Below are 16,743 nucleotides of genomic sequence, written 5' to 3'. Positions count from 1 at the left end.
CACATGCGCTTCATCCACCTTCTCGTCATCGGCGCGCTGATTTTTGCGGCGGCCTATGTCTACCGGATCAAGATGGACTCGACGGCGCGCACCGAGAAGGTGCTGCGGCTGCATGCGGAGATCCGCGAGCAGCGCGATGCGATCGCCTCGCTGCGCTCCGAATGGGCCAAGCTCGATGCGCCGCTGCGCCTGCAAGGCCTGTCCGAGCGGCATCTGCCGCTCAAGCCGGTCAACGGCACGCAATACGACTCGCTGAAGAACCTGCCGGAGCGTCCGCCGCGGATGTTCAGGCCCGGCGAGCCTGACCCGATCGGTGCCATGCTCAACACCATCGAAGCCGCGAGCGATCCCGATACCGTGACGGGTTCCGTGCCTGAGCCCGAGGACAAGCAATGAGTGCTGTGACCCCGGCCAAACCTGTAGAGCCCTGGCGGCAGCGCCTGATCCGCAGCCTGCTCTACGGGCGCAATGTCGACCGCGCCGCGAAGGCGCGCGCGCGCGTCGGCCTCGCGATGCTTGCCTTTACCTCGGTCTATCTCCTGATCGGCGGTCGGCTCGTGATGTTCGCGATCGGTGCCGATGCCCATAGCGCGCGACGTGCGGCGTCGCAGGAAGTGGTCGCGACCGCGCGCCCTGACATCGTCGACCGCAACGGTGCGATCCTCGCAACCGACGTCAAGGCCGCGAGCCTGTTCGGCGAGCCGCGCCGCATCATCGACAAGGACGAGGCGATCGAGCTGCTCACCGCGACCGTGCCCGACCTCGACGAGGCCGAGGTGCGCGAGCGCCTGAAGACGCGCAAGGGCTTCGTCTGGCTCAAGCGCGAGGTCACCGCGAAGCAGCAGCAGGACATCCACAAGCTCGGGATTCCCGGCATCGGCTTCCTGCGCGAGAACAAGCGTGTCTATCCGACCGGCAACGAGGTCGCCCACCTCATCGGTCTCGTCAACATCGACAACCAGGGCATCGCCGGCATGGAGAAGTGGCTCGACAATCAGGGCCTCGCCGATCTCCACCGCGCCGGCTTTGCCACCGACCGGCTGCAGAAGCCGATCGAGCTGTCGGTCGATTTGCGCGTCGAGCACGCGCTACGCGACGAGTTGCTGAAGGCCAAGGAGAAGTACCACACCAAAGCCGCCTCCGGCATCGTCTCGAACGTCAAGACCGGCGAGATCGTGGCGATGGTCTCGCTTCCGGATTTCGACCCCAACAATCCGAAGGAAGCGCACGACCCCGACCGCATCAATCGCCTGACCACCGGCGTCTATGAGATGGGCTCGACCTTCAAGGCGTTCACGCTGGCGATGGCGCTCGATTCCGGAAAGATCAATCTGAACACGTCGTGGGACGCGCGCGGAAACCTGCACTACGGCAAGTTCACCATTCACGACAGCCATCCGCTCGGACGCTTCATCAACACCAAGGAAGTCTTCACGTTCTCGTCCAACATCGGCGCGGCGCGGATCGCGCTCGGCCAGGGCGTCGAGGCGCACAAGGCGTTCCTCGGCAAGATGGGCCAGCTGACGCGGCTGCGCACCGAGCTGCCGGAGAGCGCGGCTCCGCTGATCCCGCGCCGTTGGGGCGAGCTGAACACGGTGACCATCGCGTTCGGCCAGGGCATGTCGGTGGCGCCACTCCAGGCGGTGATGGGGATCAACGCGCTGGTGAACGGCGGCTATCTGATTCCGCCGACCTTCATGAAGCGCAGCGAAGCCGAAGCGGCGGCGATGGCCAAGCGCGTCATCAAGCCTGAGACCAGCGACAAGATGCGGTTCCTGATGCGGCTCAATGCCGAGATCGGCACCGCCAAGACCGCCGACGTCAAGGGCTACTATGTCGGCGGCAAGACCGGCACGTCCGAGAAGGTCATTAACGGCCGCTATGCCAAGAAGCGCGTGCTCAACTCGTTCACCGCCATCATGCCCTGCGACGATCCGAAATATCAGATCCTGATCATGCTGGACGAGCCGCAGGCGATACCCGAAACGAAGGGTTTCATCACCTCGGGCTGGAACACGGTGCCGACCGGCGGCAAGGTGATCGAGCGGATCGCGCCGCTCCTGGGTGTCGAACCGCGGTTCGACCTGCCGCCTGCGGAGCGCCTTATTCTTGCAGCATCCAGGACAACCCAGTAATCAACTGGGGTGGCCGTCGCCGGTGCTGATTCGGCTTTTCCTGACGATTCGGCTCTCCGGCGCGGCGTGTCGACTGGAAGACCATGCAGCTGCGCGACCTCATAGGTCAGGACATTCTGGGCAATGATGCCGCACTCGAGCCCGCCGTTGCGGCGCTCGAGGTGACCGGCGTTGCGCTCGACAGCCGTGTGGTCAAGCCGGGCGATCTGTTCTTCGCGCTCGCGGGCAGCAAGACCGACGGCGCGCGCTTCATCGATGCCGCGATTGCCGCAGGCGCGGTGGCGGTCGTCGGCGATCATGCGCCTGACGGTCCCAAGGTGCCGTTCGTCACGGTCGCAAATCCGCGCCGGGCCGTGGCGCTGGCGGCCGCGAAATTGTTCCCCGCGCAGCCCGCGATGATTGTCGCGGTGACCGGCACTAGCGGCAAGACTTCGGTCGCGGCGTTCACACGCCAGATCTGGGAACGGCTGGGCCATGCCTCCGCCAGCATCGGCACCATCGGACTGGTTTCGCCCAAGCGCACCGTCTATGGCTCGCTGACGACGCCGGATCCGATCGCTCTGCACCGGCAGCTCGACGAGATCGCGCGCGAGGGCATCACCCATCTCGCCTTCGAAGCATCGTCGCACGGGCTCGACCAGTATCGCCTCGACGGTGTGCGGGTCTCGGCCGGTGGCTTCACCAACCTCTCGCGCGACCACATGGATTACCATCCGACCGTCGCGCATTATCTCGCGGCGAAACTCCGACTGTTCCGCGAATTGGTCGCGCCCGGCGGTCCGGCGGTGATCTCCGCGGATCATGATTGCTCGGCAGAAGCGATCGAGGCTGCGAAGGCGCGCGGCCTGCGCGTGATGGCGGTCGGCCGCAACGGCGACGGGGCAGGCGAGGGCATTCGTCTTGCCGACGCCAAGGTCGAAGGTTTTTCGCAACTGCTCGCGCTCGAACATCGCGGCAAGCACTATTCCGTCCGGCTGCCCCTGGTCGGCGAATTCCAGATCGAGAACGCGCTGGTGTCGGCCGGCCTTGCCATCGGCACCGGCAGCGATGCGGCCAATGTTCTTGCGAGCCTCGAGCATCTCGAAGGCGCCAAGGGCCGGCTCGAGTGCGTCGGCGAGCGCAACGGCGCGCCGATCTTCGTCGACTACGCCCACAAGCCCGACGCGCTGGCGAAGGCGTTGCAAGCGCTGCGTCCCTACGCCAGGCGCAAGCTGGTCGTCGTGTTCGGTGCCGGCGGCGACCGCGATGCCGGCAAGCGTCCGATCATGGGCGAGATCGCCGCGGAGAATGCCGACGGCATCATCGTCACCGACGACAATCCGCGCAGCGAGAAGCCGGAAGCCATCCGCGCCGAAATCCTCGCCACTGCCAAGGGCGCTCGCGAAATCGGCGACCGTGCGGCTGCGATCCGCGCCGCGATCGAGGAATTGCAGGATGGCGATGCGCTGCTCATCGCCGGCAAGGGCCATGAGACCGGGCAGATCGTCGGTGGCCAGGTGCTGCCCTTCAGTGATCACGAGGCGGTTGCCGCCGCATTGACGTCGAGGACAGCATGAGCGCGCCGATATGGACGGTGTCTGAGGTCGCGCGCGCGCTGGGCGCTGCCGGATCGTTTCCGGACACGCCGATCGATTTCGTGACGCAGGACAGTCGGCTGGTGAAGCCGGGCAGCCTGTTCGTCGCGCTCAGCGGCACCCCCACCGGCGGTTTCATCTCGGCTTTCGCCAGTGCGCGCGACGGCTGGGAGTTCGCGGACAAGGCGGAGGCTTCAGGCGCGGTCGCGATGATCGTGCCGCACGAGATCGCGGGCATCCGCATTCCCCAGATCGTCGTCAAGGACACGCTGATCGACGGCCTCTGGGGTCTCGCACGCGCCGCGCGTGCGCGCTTCCATGGTCCGGTGATCGGGCTCACCGGCAGCGCGGGCAAGACCAGCACCAAGGAATTCCTCGCCGCCTATCCCGGCGCCTATGCGAGCCCGTCGAGCTTCAACAATTTCTGGGGCGTGCCGCTGACGCTGTGCAATGCGAAGCCCAACGCCAGCCTCTGGGTCGTCGAGATGGGCATGAACCAGACGGGCGAGATCGCGCGGCTCAGCGAGCTGACGCGGCCGACCGTTGCGCTCGTCGTCAACGTCCAGCCGGTGCATCTGGAAAAGCTCGGCTCGCTCGAAGCCATCCGCCGCGAGAAAGTGTCGATCGCGCTCGGCCTGCCCGAGGACGGCGTGCTGGTGCTGCCGGCCGGGCTCAAGGCGTCCGAATGGAAGGGCAAGGTGGTGCGCTTCGGCGAGAAGGCCGAGGTGCATGAGGTCGCGCACGCGCCGCATGGCGAGGGCTGGCAGGTCGTGGCCGCGATCGCCAAGAAGGAGATCGCCTTCAGCCTGACGCCGGGCGCGCCGCACCGCGTGCAGAATGCGCTGGCCGCGCTCGCCTCGATCCGCGCCGCGAACCTCGATGCCGCAACGCTCGCGATCAAACTCGACCGGGTCGGCATCATGACCGGCCGTGGCGTCGAGCAGGCTGTCGGCGGCGTCACCGTGATCGACGACAGTTTCAACGGCAATCCGGCCAGCGTCGCCGCTGCGCTGCAAAGTCTCCAGGCCCGCAACGTGACGGGCGGCCGCCGCATCGCGGTGCTCGGCGACATGCTGGAACTGGGCGATGACGCGCCCAGCTATCACACCGGCCTCACCAAGTACCTGGAAGGCATCGACGGCGTCTATTGCGTCGGCCCCCTGATGCATCATCTCTTTGAGGCCCTGCCATCGGGCAAGGGCCTGGGCTGGCACGACGATCCCGCGACTCTCAAGCCGGACGAGGTGGCAAATCTGCTGAAGTCAGGCGATGTCGTGGTTGTCAAGGGCAGCAAGAAGATGTTCTGGGTCAACAAGTTTGTGCCCGGCCTAGTGGCCGCCTTGCAGGCAAAGGCGTAAACTGCTTGGAAGGCGCTGTTCCCGAATCCCACCTTTTGCGGCGCGAAGTGTTTTCTTTAGAGGTCGCCCGACCCCACGATGAAGACCAGCGAATGCGCGTAACGCACGGTGATAAGGCCAACCAAGGGCCGTGTGCAAAGGCGCCATAGGACCGTCTGAATGTTTTACTGGCTGATCGAACTCTCCAACACATTTGGCTTCGGTGCCGTCCGCACCTTCCTGAACGTCTTCCGCTACATCACTTTCCGCACCGGTGGCGCCGTCGTCACCGGCGCGCTGTTTGTATTCTTGTTCGGCCCCTGGATCATCGATCATCTGCGCATCCGCCAGGGCAAGGGCCAGCCGATCCGGGCCGACGGTCCGCAATCGCACCTTGCCAAGAGAGGTACGCCCACCATGGGCGGACTGATGATCCTGTCCGGCCTCACGGTCGGAACGGTGCTGTGGGCCAATCCGCTCAACCCCTATGTCTGGATCGTGCTGGCGGTGACGCTCGGCTTCGGCTTCGTCGGCTTCTATGACGATTACCTCAAGGTGACCAAGCAGACGACGACCGGATTCGGCAGCAAGCTGCGCTTGCTGATCGAAGCCGCCATCGCGCTGGTCGCCTGCTACGCGCTGGTGCGGCTGAACCGCGATCCCGCGTCGACCGCGCTCTCGATCCCCTTCCTCAAGGATACCGTGCTGCATTTCGGCTGGTTCTTCGTCGTCTTCGGCGCCTTCGTCATCGTCGGCGCCGGCAATGCAGTGAACCTCACCGACGGTCTCGACGGCCTCGCCATCGTGCCCGTGATGATCGCGACCGCGAGCTTTGCGATGATCGCCTATCTCGCCGGCAACGCGGTCTTCGCTGACTACCTCCAGATCAAATATGTCGCGGGCACCGGCGAATTGGCCGTGCTCTGTGGTGCGCTGCTCGGCGCCGGCCTCGGTTTTCTCTGGTTCAATGCGCCGCCGGCTTCGATCTTCATGGGGGACACCGGTTCGCTCGCGCTCGGCGGCATGCTCGGCGCGATCGCGGTGGCGGTGAAGCACGAGATCGTGCTGGCGGTGATCGGCGGCCTGTTCGTGCTGGAGGCGGTCTCCGTCATCGTGCAGGTGGTGTCGTTCAAGCTGACGGGCAAGCGCATCTTCCGGATGGCGCCGATCCACCACCATTTCGAGCAGCTCGGCTGGACCGAGCCGCAGATCGTGATCCGCTTCTGGATCATCTCGGTGATGCTGGCGCTGGCCGGCCTGTCGACGCTGAAGCTGCGCTGATGATCCCGGTCACGTCCTTTGCCGGCAAGACGGTCGCGGTGTTCGGCCTCGGCGGCTCGGGGCTCGCCTCCTGCCACGCGCTGAAGGCCGGCGGCGCCGAGGTGATCGCCGCCGACGACAACGCCGAGAACGTCGCCAAGGCGGTGCAGGCCGGCTTCATCACCGCCGATTTGCGCAACGTCTCCTGGGCGAATTTCGCCGCGCTCGTGCTTGCGCCGGGCGTGCCACTGACCCATCCGGTGCCGCACTGGAGCGTGCTGAAGGCGCGCGAGGCCGGTGTCGAGGTGATCGGCGACATCGAGCTGTTCTGCCGCGAGCGCCGCCGCCATGCGCCGGACGCACCGTTCGTCGCCATCACCGGCACCAACGGCAAGTCGACCACGACGGCGCTGATCGCGCATCTGACGAAGGTCGCCGGTTACGACACCCAGATGGGCGGCAATATCGGCACCGCGATCCTGTCGCTGGAACCGCCACGCATGGGCCGCGTCCACGTCATCGAGATGTCGTCCTACCAGATCGATCTCACGCCCTCGCTCGATCCCTCGGTCGGCATTCTGCTCAATGTCAGCGAGGACCATATCGATCGCCACGGCACCATCGCGCACTACGCCGCGGTGAAAGAGCGCCTCGTCGCCGGTGTGCAGACGGGCGGTACCGCGATCGTCGGCGTCGATGACGGTTTTTGCCGCGACATCGCCGACCGGCTCGACCGTGCCGGCAAGAAGGTCGAGCGCGTCTCCGTCAGGAATCCGCTGGCGAGCGGCATCCATGTCGAGCACGGCACCATCGTGCGGACCGCGGGCGGCGCGCGCAGCGAGATTGCAAAGCTCGGCGGCATCGGCTCGCTGCGCGGCCAGCACAACGCGCAGAACGCGGCCTGCGCCGCCGCCGCCGCGCTCGCGATGGGCATCAGCCTCGATGTGTTGCAGAACGGGTTGCGCAGCTTTCCGGGCCTCGCGCACCGCATGGAGCAGGTCGGCCGCCGCGGCAACGTGCTGTTCGTCAACGACTCCAAGGGCACCAACGCCGACGCCACCGCGCATGCGCTGTCGTCTTTTGCCGACATCTTCTGGATCGCCGGTGGCAAGCCCAAGGCGGGCGGCATCACGGGCCTGACCGGTTACTTCCCGCGCATTCGCAAAGCCTATCTGATCGGCGAGGCCGCGCAGGAGTTTTCGGGCACACTCGGCACAGTCGCGCACGAGATCAGCCAGACGCTCGACGTGGCCGTCGAGCACGCCGCGCGCGATGCGGAAGCATCCGGCCTCACTGATGCGGTCGTGCTGCTGTCGCCGGCCTGCGCGTCGTTCGACCAGTACCGCAACTTCGAGATCCGCGGCACAAAGTTTCGAGATCTGGTGCAAGCGCTGCCGGGCGTGAAACCGGTGGTGTGACGCTCGCTTGCTCCTCATTCTCCGCTGTCGTCACCCGCGCAGGCGAGTGACCCAGTATTCCAGAGACGGAGCTTGAGCCGAGGGCCGCAGCGTACTGGATGCCCCGCCTTCGCGGGGCATGACCACCATTTTTGGTCGCGCTGTGGGCTATCGCCAAAGTTATCGAACTCCTTAACCCCCCGGTAACCAACCTCGGCGACCAATGGACCGACCTCTGTCCGAAAGCGGCCGCCCATGCTCTCCCGTGAAGAACGCACCCCCTTTTCCGAGTGGTGGTGGACCGTCGACAAGCCGCTGATGGGCGCCATCCTGGCGCTGATGCTGACCGGGGTGATCCTGTCGCTGGCGGCGAGCCCGCCGGTCGCGACCCGCATCGGGCTCGACCCGTTCCATTTCTTCAGCCGCCACGTAATGTTCCTCCTCCCGTCCTGCCTGGTGCTGCTCGGGGTGTCCTTTCTGTCGCCGCGCGCGATCCGCCGCTCGGCGCTGATCATCTTCGCGGCCAGCATCATTCTGATCGTGCTGACGCTTGCGATCGGGCCTGAGGTGAAGGGCTCGCGGCGCTGGATCACGCTGCTCGGCGTCAACATCCAGGCATCCGAAATCGCCAAGCCGTCCTTCGTCGTCATCGCCGCCTGGCTGTTCGCGGAATCGACCAAGCGGCCGGAGATGCCGGCGACCTCGATGGCGCTGGTGCTGCTCCTGATGCTGGTCTCGCTGCTGGTGATGGAGCCGGATTTCGGCCAGACCATGCTGATCCTGATGGTGTGGGGCTCGCTGTTCTTCATCGCGGGCATGCGCATGATCTGGGTGTTTGGCCTTGCCGGGATCGGCGCGGCCGGCCTTTTCAGCGCCTACCTCTTTGTTCCTCACGTCGCAGGACGCATCAAGCGCTTCATGAACCCGGCTTCCGGCGACACCTTCCAGGTCGATACCGCCATGGAAGCCTTCTACAACGGCGGCTGGTTCGGGCTCGGACCGGGCGAGGGCATCGCCAAGCGCAGCCTGCCGGACAGCCACACCGACTTCGTGTTCGCGGTGGCCGCCGAAGAGTTCGGCATCATCCTGTGCCTGGCCATGCTGACGCTGTTCGCCTTCGTCGTCATCCGCACGCTGTCGCGTGCCTATGCCACAGAGGATATGTTCTCGCGCTTCGCAGCCTCGGGTCTTGCGATCCTGTTCGGCGTGCAGGCCGCGATCAACATGTCGGTCAACCTCCAGCTCATCCCAGCCAAGGGCATGACGCTGCCGTTCATTTCCTACGGCGGTTCTTCGATCGTGTCGCTCGCTTACGGCGTGGGCATGATGCTGGCGTTGACGCGCCTGCGCCCGCGCACGGAGGTCGAGGCAACCGGCCGCGCCGACGCGATGCGGAGTTACGCGTAAGCCGTCATTGCGAGGAGCGAAGCGACGAAGCAATCCAGGCTGTCTCCGCGGAGGCAGTCTGGATTGCTTCGCTGCGCTCGCAATGACGGGAGAGACACTGTAAAACTGCCCCACCATGGACAATTCCCCCCTGATTCTTCTCGCCGCGGGCGGCACCGGCGGGCATCTGTTTCCGGCCGAGGCGCTTGGCGTCGAGCTGATCCGGCGCGGCTTTCGCGTCCGTCTCGTCACGGACGAGCGCGCGCTGCGCTATAGCGGCCTCTTCAGCAAGGACATGATCGACGTCGTCTCGAGCGAGACGGCGCGGGGCCGCAATCCGTTGCAGCTCGCCTATGCCGGCCTCACGCTCGCCGCGGGGACGTTCTCGGCATATCGCCTGATCAAGCGGTTGAAGCCCGTCGCGGTCGTCGGCTTCGGCGGCTACCCGACATTGCCGCCGCTGGTCGCAGCAAAGTTCGCCGGCGTGCCCGGCATCATCCACGAGGCCAATGCCGTGCTCGGCCGCGCCAACCGGTTTCTGTCGGGGCGCGTCCGCGCTATCGCGACGTCGCTGCCCGGCGTGCTCGACCGCGATCCGGCGCTATCGGGAAAGACCACCACGGTCGGCACGCCGATGCGTCCGGCGGTCCTCGCTGCGGCTGCCGCGTCTTACGCCGCGCCCGAGGTGAATGGCCCGCTGCGCCTGCTCGTCGTCGGCGGCAGCCAGGGCGCACGCATCATGGCCGACATCGTGCCCGGCGCGATCGAGCGGCTGGAGCCTGCGCTGTGGAGCCGGCTGGTCCTGACCCAGCAGGTCCGCGACGAGGACATGGTCCGCGTCCGCGCCGTCTACGACAAGCTCAAGGTCGATGCCGAGCTGGCGCCGTTCTTCACGGATTTGCCTGCACGGCTTGCCTCCAATCACCTCGTGGTGTCGCGCTCCGGTGCCGGCACCGTGGCCGAGCTCGCGGCGATCGGACGCCCCTCGATCCTGGTGCCGCTGCCGGGATCGATCGACCAGGACCAGTTTGCCAATGCCGGCGTGCTGGCCAAGGTGGACGGGGCCATCCGCATTCCGCAGACCGAGTTCACTTCCGATCGTCTGGCGGCCGAGATTTCCGCTTTCGCCGCCGAGCCTGCGCGCCTCGCGGCGATGGCCGCGGCCGCGAAGGGGGCAGGACGGCTGGACGCTGCCGAGCGCTTGGCCGATCTTGTGGCCAAAGTCGCAGGAATCTGACGCGAAACCGGCCAAATTTCCTACTTTTGCCGTCATGGCCGGGCTTGTCCGACCAAGTCGGATTTATCCGACTTGGTCCTTTGAAAAGAGACGGCACTCGGTATACCGAGTGCCTATGCATCCACGTCTTGCAAGAAGTGGTAAGGATTCGTGGATGCCCGGGACGAGCCCGGGCATGACGACGGAACGACGGGATAAAGCATGAGACTGCCGCGCGAGATCGGACCCATCCACTTCGTCGGGATCGGCGGGATCGGCATGAGCGGCATCGCCGAGGTGCTGCTCAATCTCGGCTATGCCGTGCAGGGCTCTGACGCCTCCGATAATTACAATCTCGACCGTCTGCGCAAGAACGGCGCGAAGGTTTCGGTCGGCCACAAGGCCGGGAATGTCGACGGCGCCGAGGTCGTCGTGGTCTCCACCGCGATCAAGCGCGACAATCCGGAACTGATGGCGGCGCGCGAGCGGCGCATTCCCGTGGTGCGCCGCGCCGAGATGCTGGCCGAGCTGATGCGGCTGAAGAGCTGCGTCGCCATCGCCGGCACCCACGGCAAGACCACCACGACCACGATGGTCGCGACGCTGCTCGACGCCGGCGGGCTCGACCCCACCGTGATCAACGGCGGCATCATCAATGCCTACGGCTCCAACGCGCGTCTCGGCGCCGGCGAGTGGATGGTGGTGGAAGCCGACGAGAGCGACGGCACCTTCCTGAAGCTGCCGACGGATGTCGCGATCGTCACCAATGTCGACCCCGAGCATCTCGACCACTTCAAGACCTTCGAGGCCGTGCAGGACGCGTTCCGGCATTTCGTCGAGAACCTGCCGTTCTACGGCTTTGCCGTGATGTGCATCGATCATCCCGTGGTGCAGACCCTCGTCGGCAAGATCGAGGACCGCCGCATCATCACCTACGGCGAGAATCCGCAGGCCGATGTGCGGTTCGTCGATCTGACGCCGACGGGCGGCGGCTCCAGGTTCAAGGTCGCGTTCCGCGATCGCAAGACCGGCGCCGTGCACGAGATTGCCGATTTGACGCTGCCGATGCCGGGCCGTCACAACGCCTCCAACGCGACGGCGGCGATTGCGGTTGCGCGCGAGCTCGGCGTGTCCGACGGCGACATTCAAAAGGCGATCGCCGGCTTCGGCGGCGTCAAGCGCCGCTTCACCAAGACGGGCGAATGGAACGGCGTCACCGTGATCGACGATTACGGTCATCATCCCGTCGAGATCGCGGCGGTGCTGAAGGCCGCGCGCGATTCCTACGACGGCAAGGTGATCGCCGTGGTGCAGCCGCATCGCTACACCCGTCTGCAATCGCTGTTCGAGGAATTCTGTACCTGCTTCAACGATGCGGATGCGGTGGTTGTCGCCGACGTCTATGCCGCCGGCGAAGCGCCGATCGACGGCATCGACCGCGATCATTTCGTCGCAGGCCTGCGCGCGCATGGCCACCGCGAGGTGGTGCCGCTGCCGGCGGCATCGGAGCTCGCTGGCATTGTGAAGGGACTTGCGAAGTCCGGCGATCTCGTCGTCTGCCTTGGCGCCGGCAACATCACGCAATGGGCGTATGCGCTGCCGGACCAGTTGAAGGCGCTGGGGTAGGGCGGTGAGCTTTCCCGACATCACTCCCGATCTCAAAGCAGCGATGCCGCAACTCCGCGGCCGGCTGCTGGCGAACCAGTCGCTGGCCGAGCTGACCTGGTTTCGCGTCGGTGGTCCGGCGCAGGTGCTGTTCACACCGGCCGACGAGGATGATCTTGCTTATTTCCTGACGCATCTCGCGTCCGACATTCCCGTCTACGTCGTCGGCGTCGGCTCCAACCTGATCGTGCGCGACGGCGGCATCGCGGGCGTGGTGATCCGTCTCGCGCCGCGCGCCTTCGGCGAGGCAAGTGCGAGCGGCGATGTCGTGACCGCGGGTGCTGCCGCGCTCGACAAGCGCGTGGCGGAAGTTGCCGCCTCCGCCAATATCGGCGGGCTCGAATTCTATTTCGGCATTCCCGGCACCATCGGCGGCGCGCTGCGCATGAATGCGGGCGCCAATGGCGGCGAGACCAAGGATGTGCTGATCGAGGCGCGGGGCGTCGGGCGCGACGGTGCGAAGCACGTCTTCTCGAATGCCGACATGAAGTTCGTCTATCGCAACAGCGGTGTCGATCCCTCCATCATCTTCACCTCCGCGCGCTTCCGCGGCGAGATCAGGGACACTGAAATGATCCGCGCGCGCATGGCGGAGGTGCAGACCCACCGCGAGACCGCGCAGCCGATCCGCGAAAAGACCGGCGGCTCGACCTTCAAGAATCCGCCGGGCCATTCCGCCTGGAAGCTGGTGGACGCCGCCGGCTGCCGTGGCCTGCGCGTCGGCGGCGCACAGGTCTCGGAGATGCACTGCAATTTCCTGATCAACAACGGCGATGCCACCGCGCACGACATCGAGACGCTGGGCGAGACCGTGCGCGAGCTCGTCAAGGCGAATTCGGGCATCGAGCTGCACTGGGAAATCAAGCGGATTGGGGTTTCATGACCACCGTCATTCCGGGATGCGCCGTTAGGCGCAGGCCCGGAATCCATAACCCCAAGCTGTGGTTATGGATTCTCAGATGCGCAATTGCGCATCGTAGCTCGCGACTTCGTCGCGCCCCGGAATGACGAACTAGAGAGAACGATGAACATGCGCATCACCATCCTCTTCGGCGGCACCAACAGGGAACGTCTGGTTTCAGTCGCCTCGGCCCAGGCGCTGCACCAGGCGTTGCCCGAGGCCGATCTCTGGTGGTGGGACGTCGAGGACAAGGTGCATGTCGTGCAGTCGAAACAACTGCTCGAGCACGCCCGCCCGTTCGAGGACGAGTTAAAGCCGGGCACGTCAGGCATTCCGCTGGCGCAGGCGCTCGACCAGGCCAAGGCCGAAGACCGCGTGCTGGTGCTCGGCCTGCATGGCGGGCGCGCGGAGAACGGCGAATTGCAGGTGATGTGCGAGGCGCGCGGCGTGCCGTTCACCGGCTCGGGTTCGGCTTCCTCGCATCTCGCCTTCGACAAGATCGCGGCCAAGCATTTCGCGGCGCTCGGCGGTGTGACGCCGCCGGCCAACGTGGCGCTTGAGAACATCGCCGACGCCTTCGCCGAATACGGACGGCTGATCGCCAAGCCGGCGCGCGACGGCTCGAGCTACGGCCTGATCTTCGTCAACGCCAAACAGGACCTTGTCGCCGTCCGCAATGCCGCGAAGCACGAGGAGTACGTGATCGAGCCTTACATTGCCGGCGTCGAGGCCACCTGCGGCGTGCTGGAGCGCACCGACGGGTCAATCATCTCGCTGCCGCCGATCGAGATCATTCCGGGCGAGGGCAGTTTCGACTACGCCGCAAAATATCTCCTGAAGTCGACCCAGGAGATCTGCCCCGGGCGTTTTGCGCCCGAGATCACCGCCGCGCTCAAGGAGCAGGCGATGCTGGCGCATCGTGCGATGTCCTGCACCGGCTATTCCCGGTCGGACTTCATCGTCTCGGCCAGGGGCCTCGTCTATCTCGAAACCAACACGCTGCCCGGGCTGACCAAGTCCTCGCTCTACCCCAAGGCGCTGAAAGCCGAAGGCATCGCCTTCGTCGACTTCCTGCGCGGCCTGGTCGAGCTGGCTGGGCGGGCCGTGCGGAAATAGTTAGGACTGGTTAACGGCCGAACCGGCGAAACAGCCCGCTTTGGGCCCCAAATCCGGTAAAATGCCGGAGATCGCGGCATAAATGCCTCACATGCCTCGGCAAAACGCATTCCGCGTTAACGAACTTTACCTTTTGTTTACCAGGACAGCCGAAGGTTAACGCTGGCGGCGCATATGGCGTTTTGGCTGCCGGCGCGTGAGCTGTTTCGGGGGAAACCTGCAGCGAACGCTCTGATGGGGAGAGGCTTCATCTGCTGAAGACCAGCACCCGGCCCGGCAAGACCGAGACGTCAGATTCGCCAGGACCCGCGCGGTGTCGCGGGCAAACTGTTGACGAGCTCGTGCAATGGATCGTGCAGGAAGCCTCACCCGGTCGTTTTTCAGATCGCTGAGGCCCCAAGCTGACCTGAAGGCGGCCGCTATCGGAGCGGTCGTGCTTCTGCGCGAGTGGGTCCAGGACAGGCGCGCCGAGACGCGCGTTGCCGCCCAGAACAAGATCAAGGCCAAAGCCAATCTCGTCGTCGAGCGCGAGCCGCCGCCGCGCGTGGTCGCGCTGGTCGAGCGCTATGCGCCGCGCCGGGTCGGGATCACCATGACCGTGCTGCTGCTGCTCGGGAGCTGCGGCTTCGGTATCGTCAAGGGCGGCCATCTCCAGGATTTCATCGCCGCGGTCAGCGACACCCGCAACGCGCTGGCCAATTCCGCCGGCTTCCGCATCACCTCGGTCGTGATCAACGGCCGCAAGCAGCTCAGCCAGGACGAGATCCTCGCGATCGGCGGCGTCAGCGGCCGTTCCTCGCTGCTGTTCCTCGATGCCGACGCCGTGCGCGACAAGCTCAAGGCCAATGCCTGGATCGCCGATGCGACCGTGCTGAAGCTCTATCCGGGCCAGCTCATGATCGAGCTCACCGAGCGCAAGGCGTTCGCGCTGTGGCAGGAGGCCGGCCGGCTCTCCGTCATCGCCGACGACGGCGCCGTGCTCGAGCCTTACGTCTCGCGCCGCTTCCTGTCGCTGCCGCTCGTGGTCGGCAAGGGCGCCGAAACGCAGGCCCGCGATTTCCTGGCGCTGCTGGCGCGCTATCCGCAGATCAATTCGGTGACCAAGGCCGCGATCTATGTCGGCGAGCGGCGCTGGAACCTGAGGCTCAAGGACGGCCTCGACATCCGTCTGCCCGAGCAGGACGTCGGCAATGCGCTGGCAATGCTGTCGAAGCTCGACAGGGAGGACAGGCTGTTCTCACGCGACATCGTCGCCGTCGACATGCGCCTGCCGGATCGTCTGATAGTGCAGCTGTCCGATGACGCCGCCAAGGCGCGCGAGGACCTGTTCAAGGACAAGAAGAAAAAGAAGGCCGGGGACGCCGCATGACCGGTCTCGATCGCACCCAGACGCCGAAGACGCGCCAGATGCCGCACAAGCGCGGCGGTCTCGTCGCCTGTCTCGACATCGGCACCAGCAAGATCGCCTGCATGATCGCACGGCTGCGGCCGTCGCCGCCGAGCGACGCGCTGCGCGGCCGCAGCCACGCGGTGGAGCTGATCGGTTACAGCCAGATCCAGTCGCGCGGCATGAAGGCCGGCGCGGTCGTCGATCTCGGCGAATGCGAGCAGGCCGTGCGTCAGGCCGTCGGTCTTGCGGAGAAAATGGCCAAGGTGCGGGTCGAGTCCGTGCTGCTGTCGGTCTCCGGCGGCCGGCTCTCCGGCCAGCTCGTCGAAGCTGCCGCCGACATCCGCGGCGGCGCCGTGACGCCGGCCGATGTCAGCCGCGTCACCTCCACCGGCATGCGCCACGCCACCGGCGAAGGCCGCACCGTGCTGCATGCGCTGCCGGTCGGCTACACGCTCGACGGCGTCAAGGGCATTCGCGATCCCCGCGGCATGGTCGCGCACCAGTTCGGCGTCGACATGAACGTCGTCACCTGCGACGCCACCGTGGCGCGGAACCTGATGCTCGCGGTCGAGCGCTGCCACATCAATGTCGAAGCCATGGCGGCCAGCCCCTATGTGGCCGGCCTGTCGGTGCTGACCGACGACGAGGCCGATCTCGGCGCGGCCGTCGTCGAGATGGGCGCGGGCACCACGACGATCGCGGTCTATGCCGGCGGCCGCTTCGTGCATGCGGCCGGTTTTGCGGTCGGCGGGCAACACATCACGATGGATCTCGCGCGCGGACTCTCCGCGACCATTGCCGATGCCGAGCGAATCAAGACGTTATACGGGACCGTCATCACCGGCGGATCGGACTCGCGTGAGCTGATGTCTGTACCGACAGCCGGTGACGAGCAGGATCTGCCGCAGATCGTCTCCCGCGCCACCATCGCCAACATCGTCAAGCACCGTGCCGAGGAAGTCTTCGAAATGATTCGGGACAAGCTGAAGGATTCGCCCTTCGCCTCGGAGCCGAACGGCCGCGTCGTGCTCTCGGGCGGCGCCTCGCAGCTCACCGGGCTCGTCGAGCTCGGCACCCAGATTCTCGGCCGGCCCGTGCGGGTCGGACGTCCGCTCGGCTTCGGCCGGCTGCCCAACGAGGCGAAGAACGCCGCGTTCGCGGTGCCGGCCGGACTCCTCGTCTATCCGCAATATGTTCACCACGAACATGTCGAACCGCGGCATACGCGGCAGCAGGTCAGAACAGGGACGGGCGGCTATTTTGGAAAGGTCGGACGATGGCTACGCGAGGGCTTCTGATGAACCGGTTCCGCAATCTTCGAATTTCACCAACACCCGCGGCCGTCGGCCGGGGCGAACCCACGCGC

13 protein-coding genes are annotated in these 16,743 nt (G+C 65.9%); all 13 read left to right on the top strand.

The window, feature by feature from the left end; genetic code table 11:
* Nucleotides 1-3: 3 nt before the first annotated feature.
* The 13 genes from ftsL (at nucleotide 4) to ftsA (ending at nucleotide 16,675) form a co-directional block, all read left to right on the top strand.
* A complete protein-coding gene (ftsL, locus tag AB7532_RS27965; RefSeq protein WP_441237907.1) occupies nucleotides 4-396 on the top strand; it encodes a cell division protein FtsL in 393 nt (130 codons plus the stop codon).
* Nucleotides 393-2,135 carry a peptidoglycan D,D-transpeptidase FtsI family protein gene (locus AB7532_RS27960; RefSeq protein WP_441237906.1) on the top strand — a complete coding sequence of 581 codons (1,743 nt, stop codon included), beginning with the start codon at nucleotides 393-395 and terminating at the stop codon, nucleotides 2,133-2,135. Before ftsL ends, AB7532_RS27960 begins: the two co-directional genes overlap by 4 nt.
* Before the next feature lie 83 nt (nucleotides 2,136-2,218).
* Nucleotides 2,219-3,691: a UDP-N-acetylmuramoyl-L-alanyl-D-glutamate--2,6-diaminopimelate ligase gene (locus AB7532_RS27955; protein WP_441237905.1), complete on the top strand. Its 1,473-nt coding sequence runs from the start codon at nucleotides 2,219-2,221 to the stop codon at nucleotides 3,689-3,691.
* Nucleotides 3,688-5,067: a UDP-N-acetylmuramoyl-tripeptide--D-alanyl-D-alanine ligase gene (locus tag AB7532_RS27950; RefSeq protein WP_441237904.1), complete on the top strand. Its 1,380-nt coding sequence runs from the start codon at nucleotides 3,688-3,690 to the stop codon at nucleotides 5,065-5,067. The genes AB7532_RS27955 and AB7532_RS27950 overlap by 4 nt, the downstream gene beginning before the upstream one ends.
* Before the next feature lie 159 nt (nucleotides 5,068-5,226).
* Nucleotides 5,227-6,327, top strand: a complete 1,101-nt coding sequence (gene mraY, locus AB7532_RS27945; protein ID WP_441237903.1) for a phospho-N-acetylmuramoyl-pentapeptide-transferase — start codon at nucleotides 5,227-5,229, stop codon at nucleotides 6,325-6,327.
* The gene (gene murD, locus AB7532_RS27940; RefSeq protein ID WP_441237902.1) at nucleotides 6,327-7,724 is read left to right on the top strand and encodes a UDP-N-acetylmuramoyl-L-alanine--D-glutamate ligase; all 1,398 of its coding nucleotides are present in this window, start codon (nucleotides 6,327-6,329) and stop codon (nucleotides 7,722-7,724) included. Before mraY ends, murD begins: the two co-directional genes overlap by 1 nt.
* Before the next feature lie 234 nt (nucleotides 7,725-7,958).
* Nucleotides 7,959-9,110 carry a putative lipid II flippase FtsW gene (ftsW, locus tag AB7532_RS27935; protein WP_441237901.1) on the top strand — a complete coding sequence of 384 codons (1,152 nt, stop codon included), beginning with the start codon at nucleotides 7,959-7,961 and terminating at the stop codon, nucleotides 9,108-9,110.
* 115 nt (nucleotides 9,111-9,225) lie between these two features.
* Nucleotides 9,226-10,326 (top strand): undecaprenyldiphospho-muramoylpentapeptide beta-N-acetylglucosaminyltransferase, encoded by a 1,101-nt coding sequence (murG, locus tag AB7532_RS27930; protein WP_441237900.1) that lies wholly within the window; start codon nucleotides 9,226-9,228, stop codon nucleotides 10,324-10,326.
* 201 nt (nucleotides 10,327-10,527) lie between these two features.
* Entirely contained in the window at nucleotides 10,528-11,931 is a 1,404-nt protein-coding gene (murC, locus tag AB7532_RS27925; RefSeq protein WP_441237899.1) for a UDP-N-acetylmuramate--L-alanine ligase, read from the top strand.
* A 4-nt stretch (nucleotides 11,932-11,935) separates the two neighbouring features.
* Complete coding sequence (murB, locus tag AB7532_RS27920) at nucleotides 11,936-12,853, top strand: UDP-N-acetylmuramate dehydrogenase (protein WP_441237898.1); 918 nt, start codon at nucleotides 11,936-11,938, stop codon at nucleotides 12,851-12,853.
* Between the two features lie 147 nt (nucleotides 12,854-13,000).
* Nucleotides 13,001-13,987 carry a D-alanine--D-alanine ligase family protein gene (locus tag AB7532_RS27915; protein ID WP_441239367.1) on the top strand — a complete coding sequence of 329 codons (987 nt, stop codon included), beginning with the start codon at nucleotides 13,001-13,003 and terminating at the stop codon, nucleotides 13,985-13,987.
* 346 nt (nucleotides 13,988-14,333) lie between these two features.
* Nucleotides 14,334-15,356, top strand: a complete 1,023-nt coding sequence (locus AB7532_RS27910) for a cell division protein FtsQ/DivIB (protein WP_441237897.1) — start codon at nucleotides 14,334-14,336, stop codon at nucleotides 15,354-15,356.
* Nucleotides 15,353-16,675 carry a cell division protein FtsA gene (gene ftsA / locus AB7532_RS27905; protein ID WP_441237896.1) on the top strand — a complete coding sequence of 441 codons (1,323 nt, stop codon included), beginning with the start codon at nucleotides 15,353-15,355 and terminating at the stop codon, nucleotides 16,673-16,675. Before AB7532_RS27910 ends, ftsA begins: the two co-directional genes overlap by 4 nt.
* Nucleotides 16,676-16,743: the final 68 nt, after the last annotated feature.

The sequence above is a fragment of the Bradyrhizobium sp. 930_D9_N1_4 genome (assembly GCF_052076015.1).
Taxonomy (GTDB): Bacteria; Pseudomonadota; Alphaproteobacteria; order Rhizobiales; family Xanthobacteraceae; genus Bradyrhizobium.
The sequence above is the reverse complement of the archived record's forward strand: the minus strand, read 5'-3'. Positions and strand labels throughout refer to the sequence as shown.

Excerpts from the sequence above, each read along its gene's own strand:
- murC (WP_441237899.1), top strand. The coding sequence starts at position 10,528 with ATGAGACTGCCGCGCGAGATCGGACCCATCCACTTCGTCGGGATCGGC.
- ftsW (WP_441237901.1), top strand. The coding sequence starts at position 7,959 with ATGCTCTCCCGTGAAGAACGCACCCCCTTTTCCGAGTGGTGGTGGACC.
- AB7532_RS27955 (WP_441237905.1), top strand. The coding sequence starts at position 2,219 with ATGCAGCTGCGCGACCTCATAGGTCAGGACATTCTGGGCAATGATGCC.
- murD (WP_441237902.1), top strand. The coding sequence starts at position 6,327 with ATGATCCCGGTCACGTCCTTTGCCGGCAAGACGGTCGCGGTGTTCGGC.
- AB7532_RS27960 (WP_441237906.1), top strand. The coding sequence starts at position 393 with ATGAGTGCTGTGACCCCGGCCAAACCTGTAGAGCCCTGGCGGCAGCGC.
- ftsA (WP_441237896.1), top strand. The coding sequence starts at position 15,353 with ATGACCGGTCTCGATCGCACCCAGACGCCGAAGACGCGCCAGATGCCG.
- ftsL (WP_441237907.1), top strand. The coding sequence starts at position 4 with ATGCGCTTCATCCACCTTCTCGTCATCGGCGCGCTGATTTTTGCGGCG.
- AB7532_RS27950 (WP_441237904.1), top strand. The coding sequence starts at position 3,688 with ATGAGCGCGCCGATATGGACGGTGTCTGAGGTCGCGCGCGCGCTGGGC.
- murG (WP_441237900.1), top strand. The coding sequence starts at position 9,226 with ATGGACAATTCCCCCCTGATTCTTCTCGCCGCGGGCGGCACCGGCGGG.
- mraY (WP_441237903.1), top strand. The coding sequence starts at position 5,227 with ATGTTTTACTGGCTGATCGAACTCTCCAACACATTTGGCTTCGGTGCC.
- AB7532_RS27910 (WP_441237897.1), top strand. The coding sequence starts at position 14,334 with ATGGATCGTGCAGGAAGCCTCACCCGGTCGTTTTTCAGATCGCTGAGG.
- AB7532_RS27915 (WP_441239367.1), top strand. The coding sequence starts at position 13,001 with ATGCGCATCACCATCCTCTTCGGCGGCACCAACAGGGAACGTCTGGTT.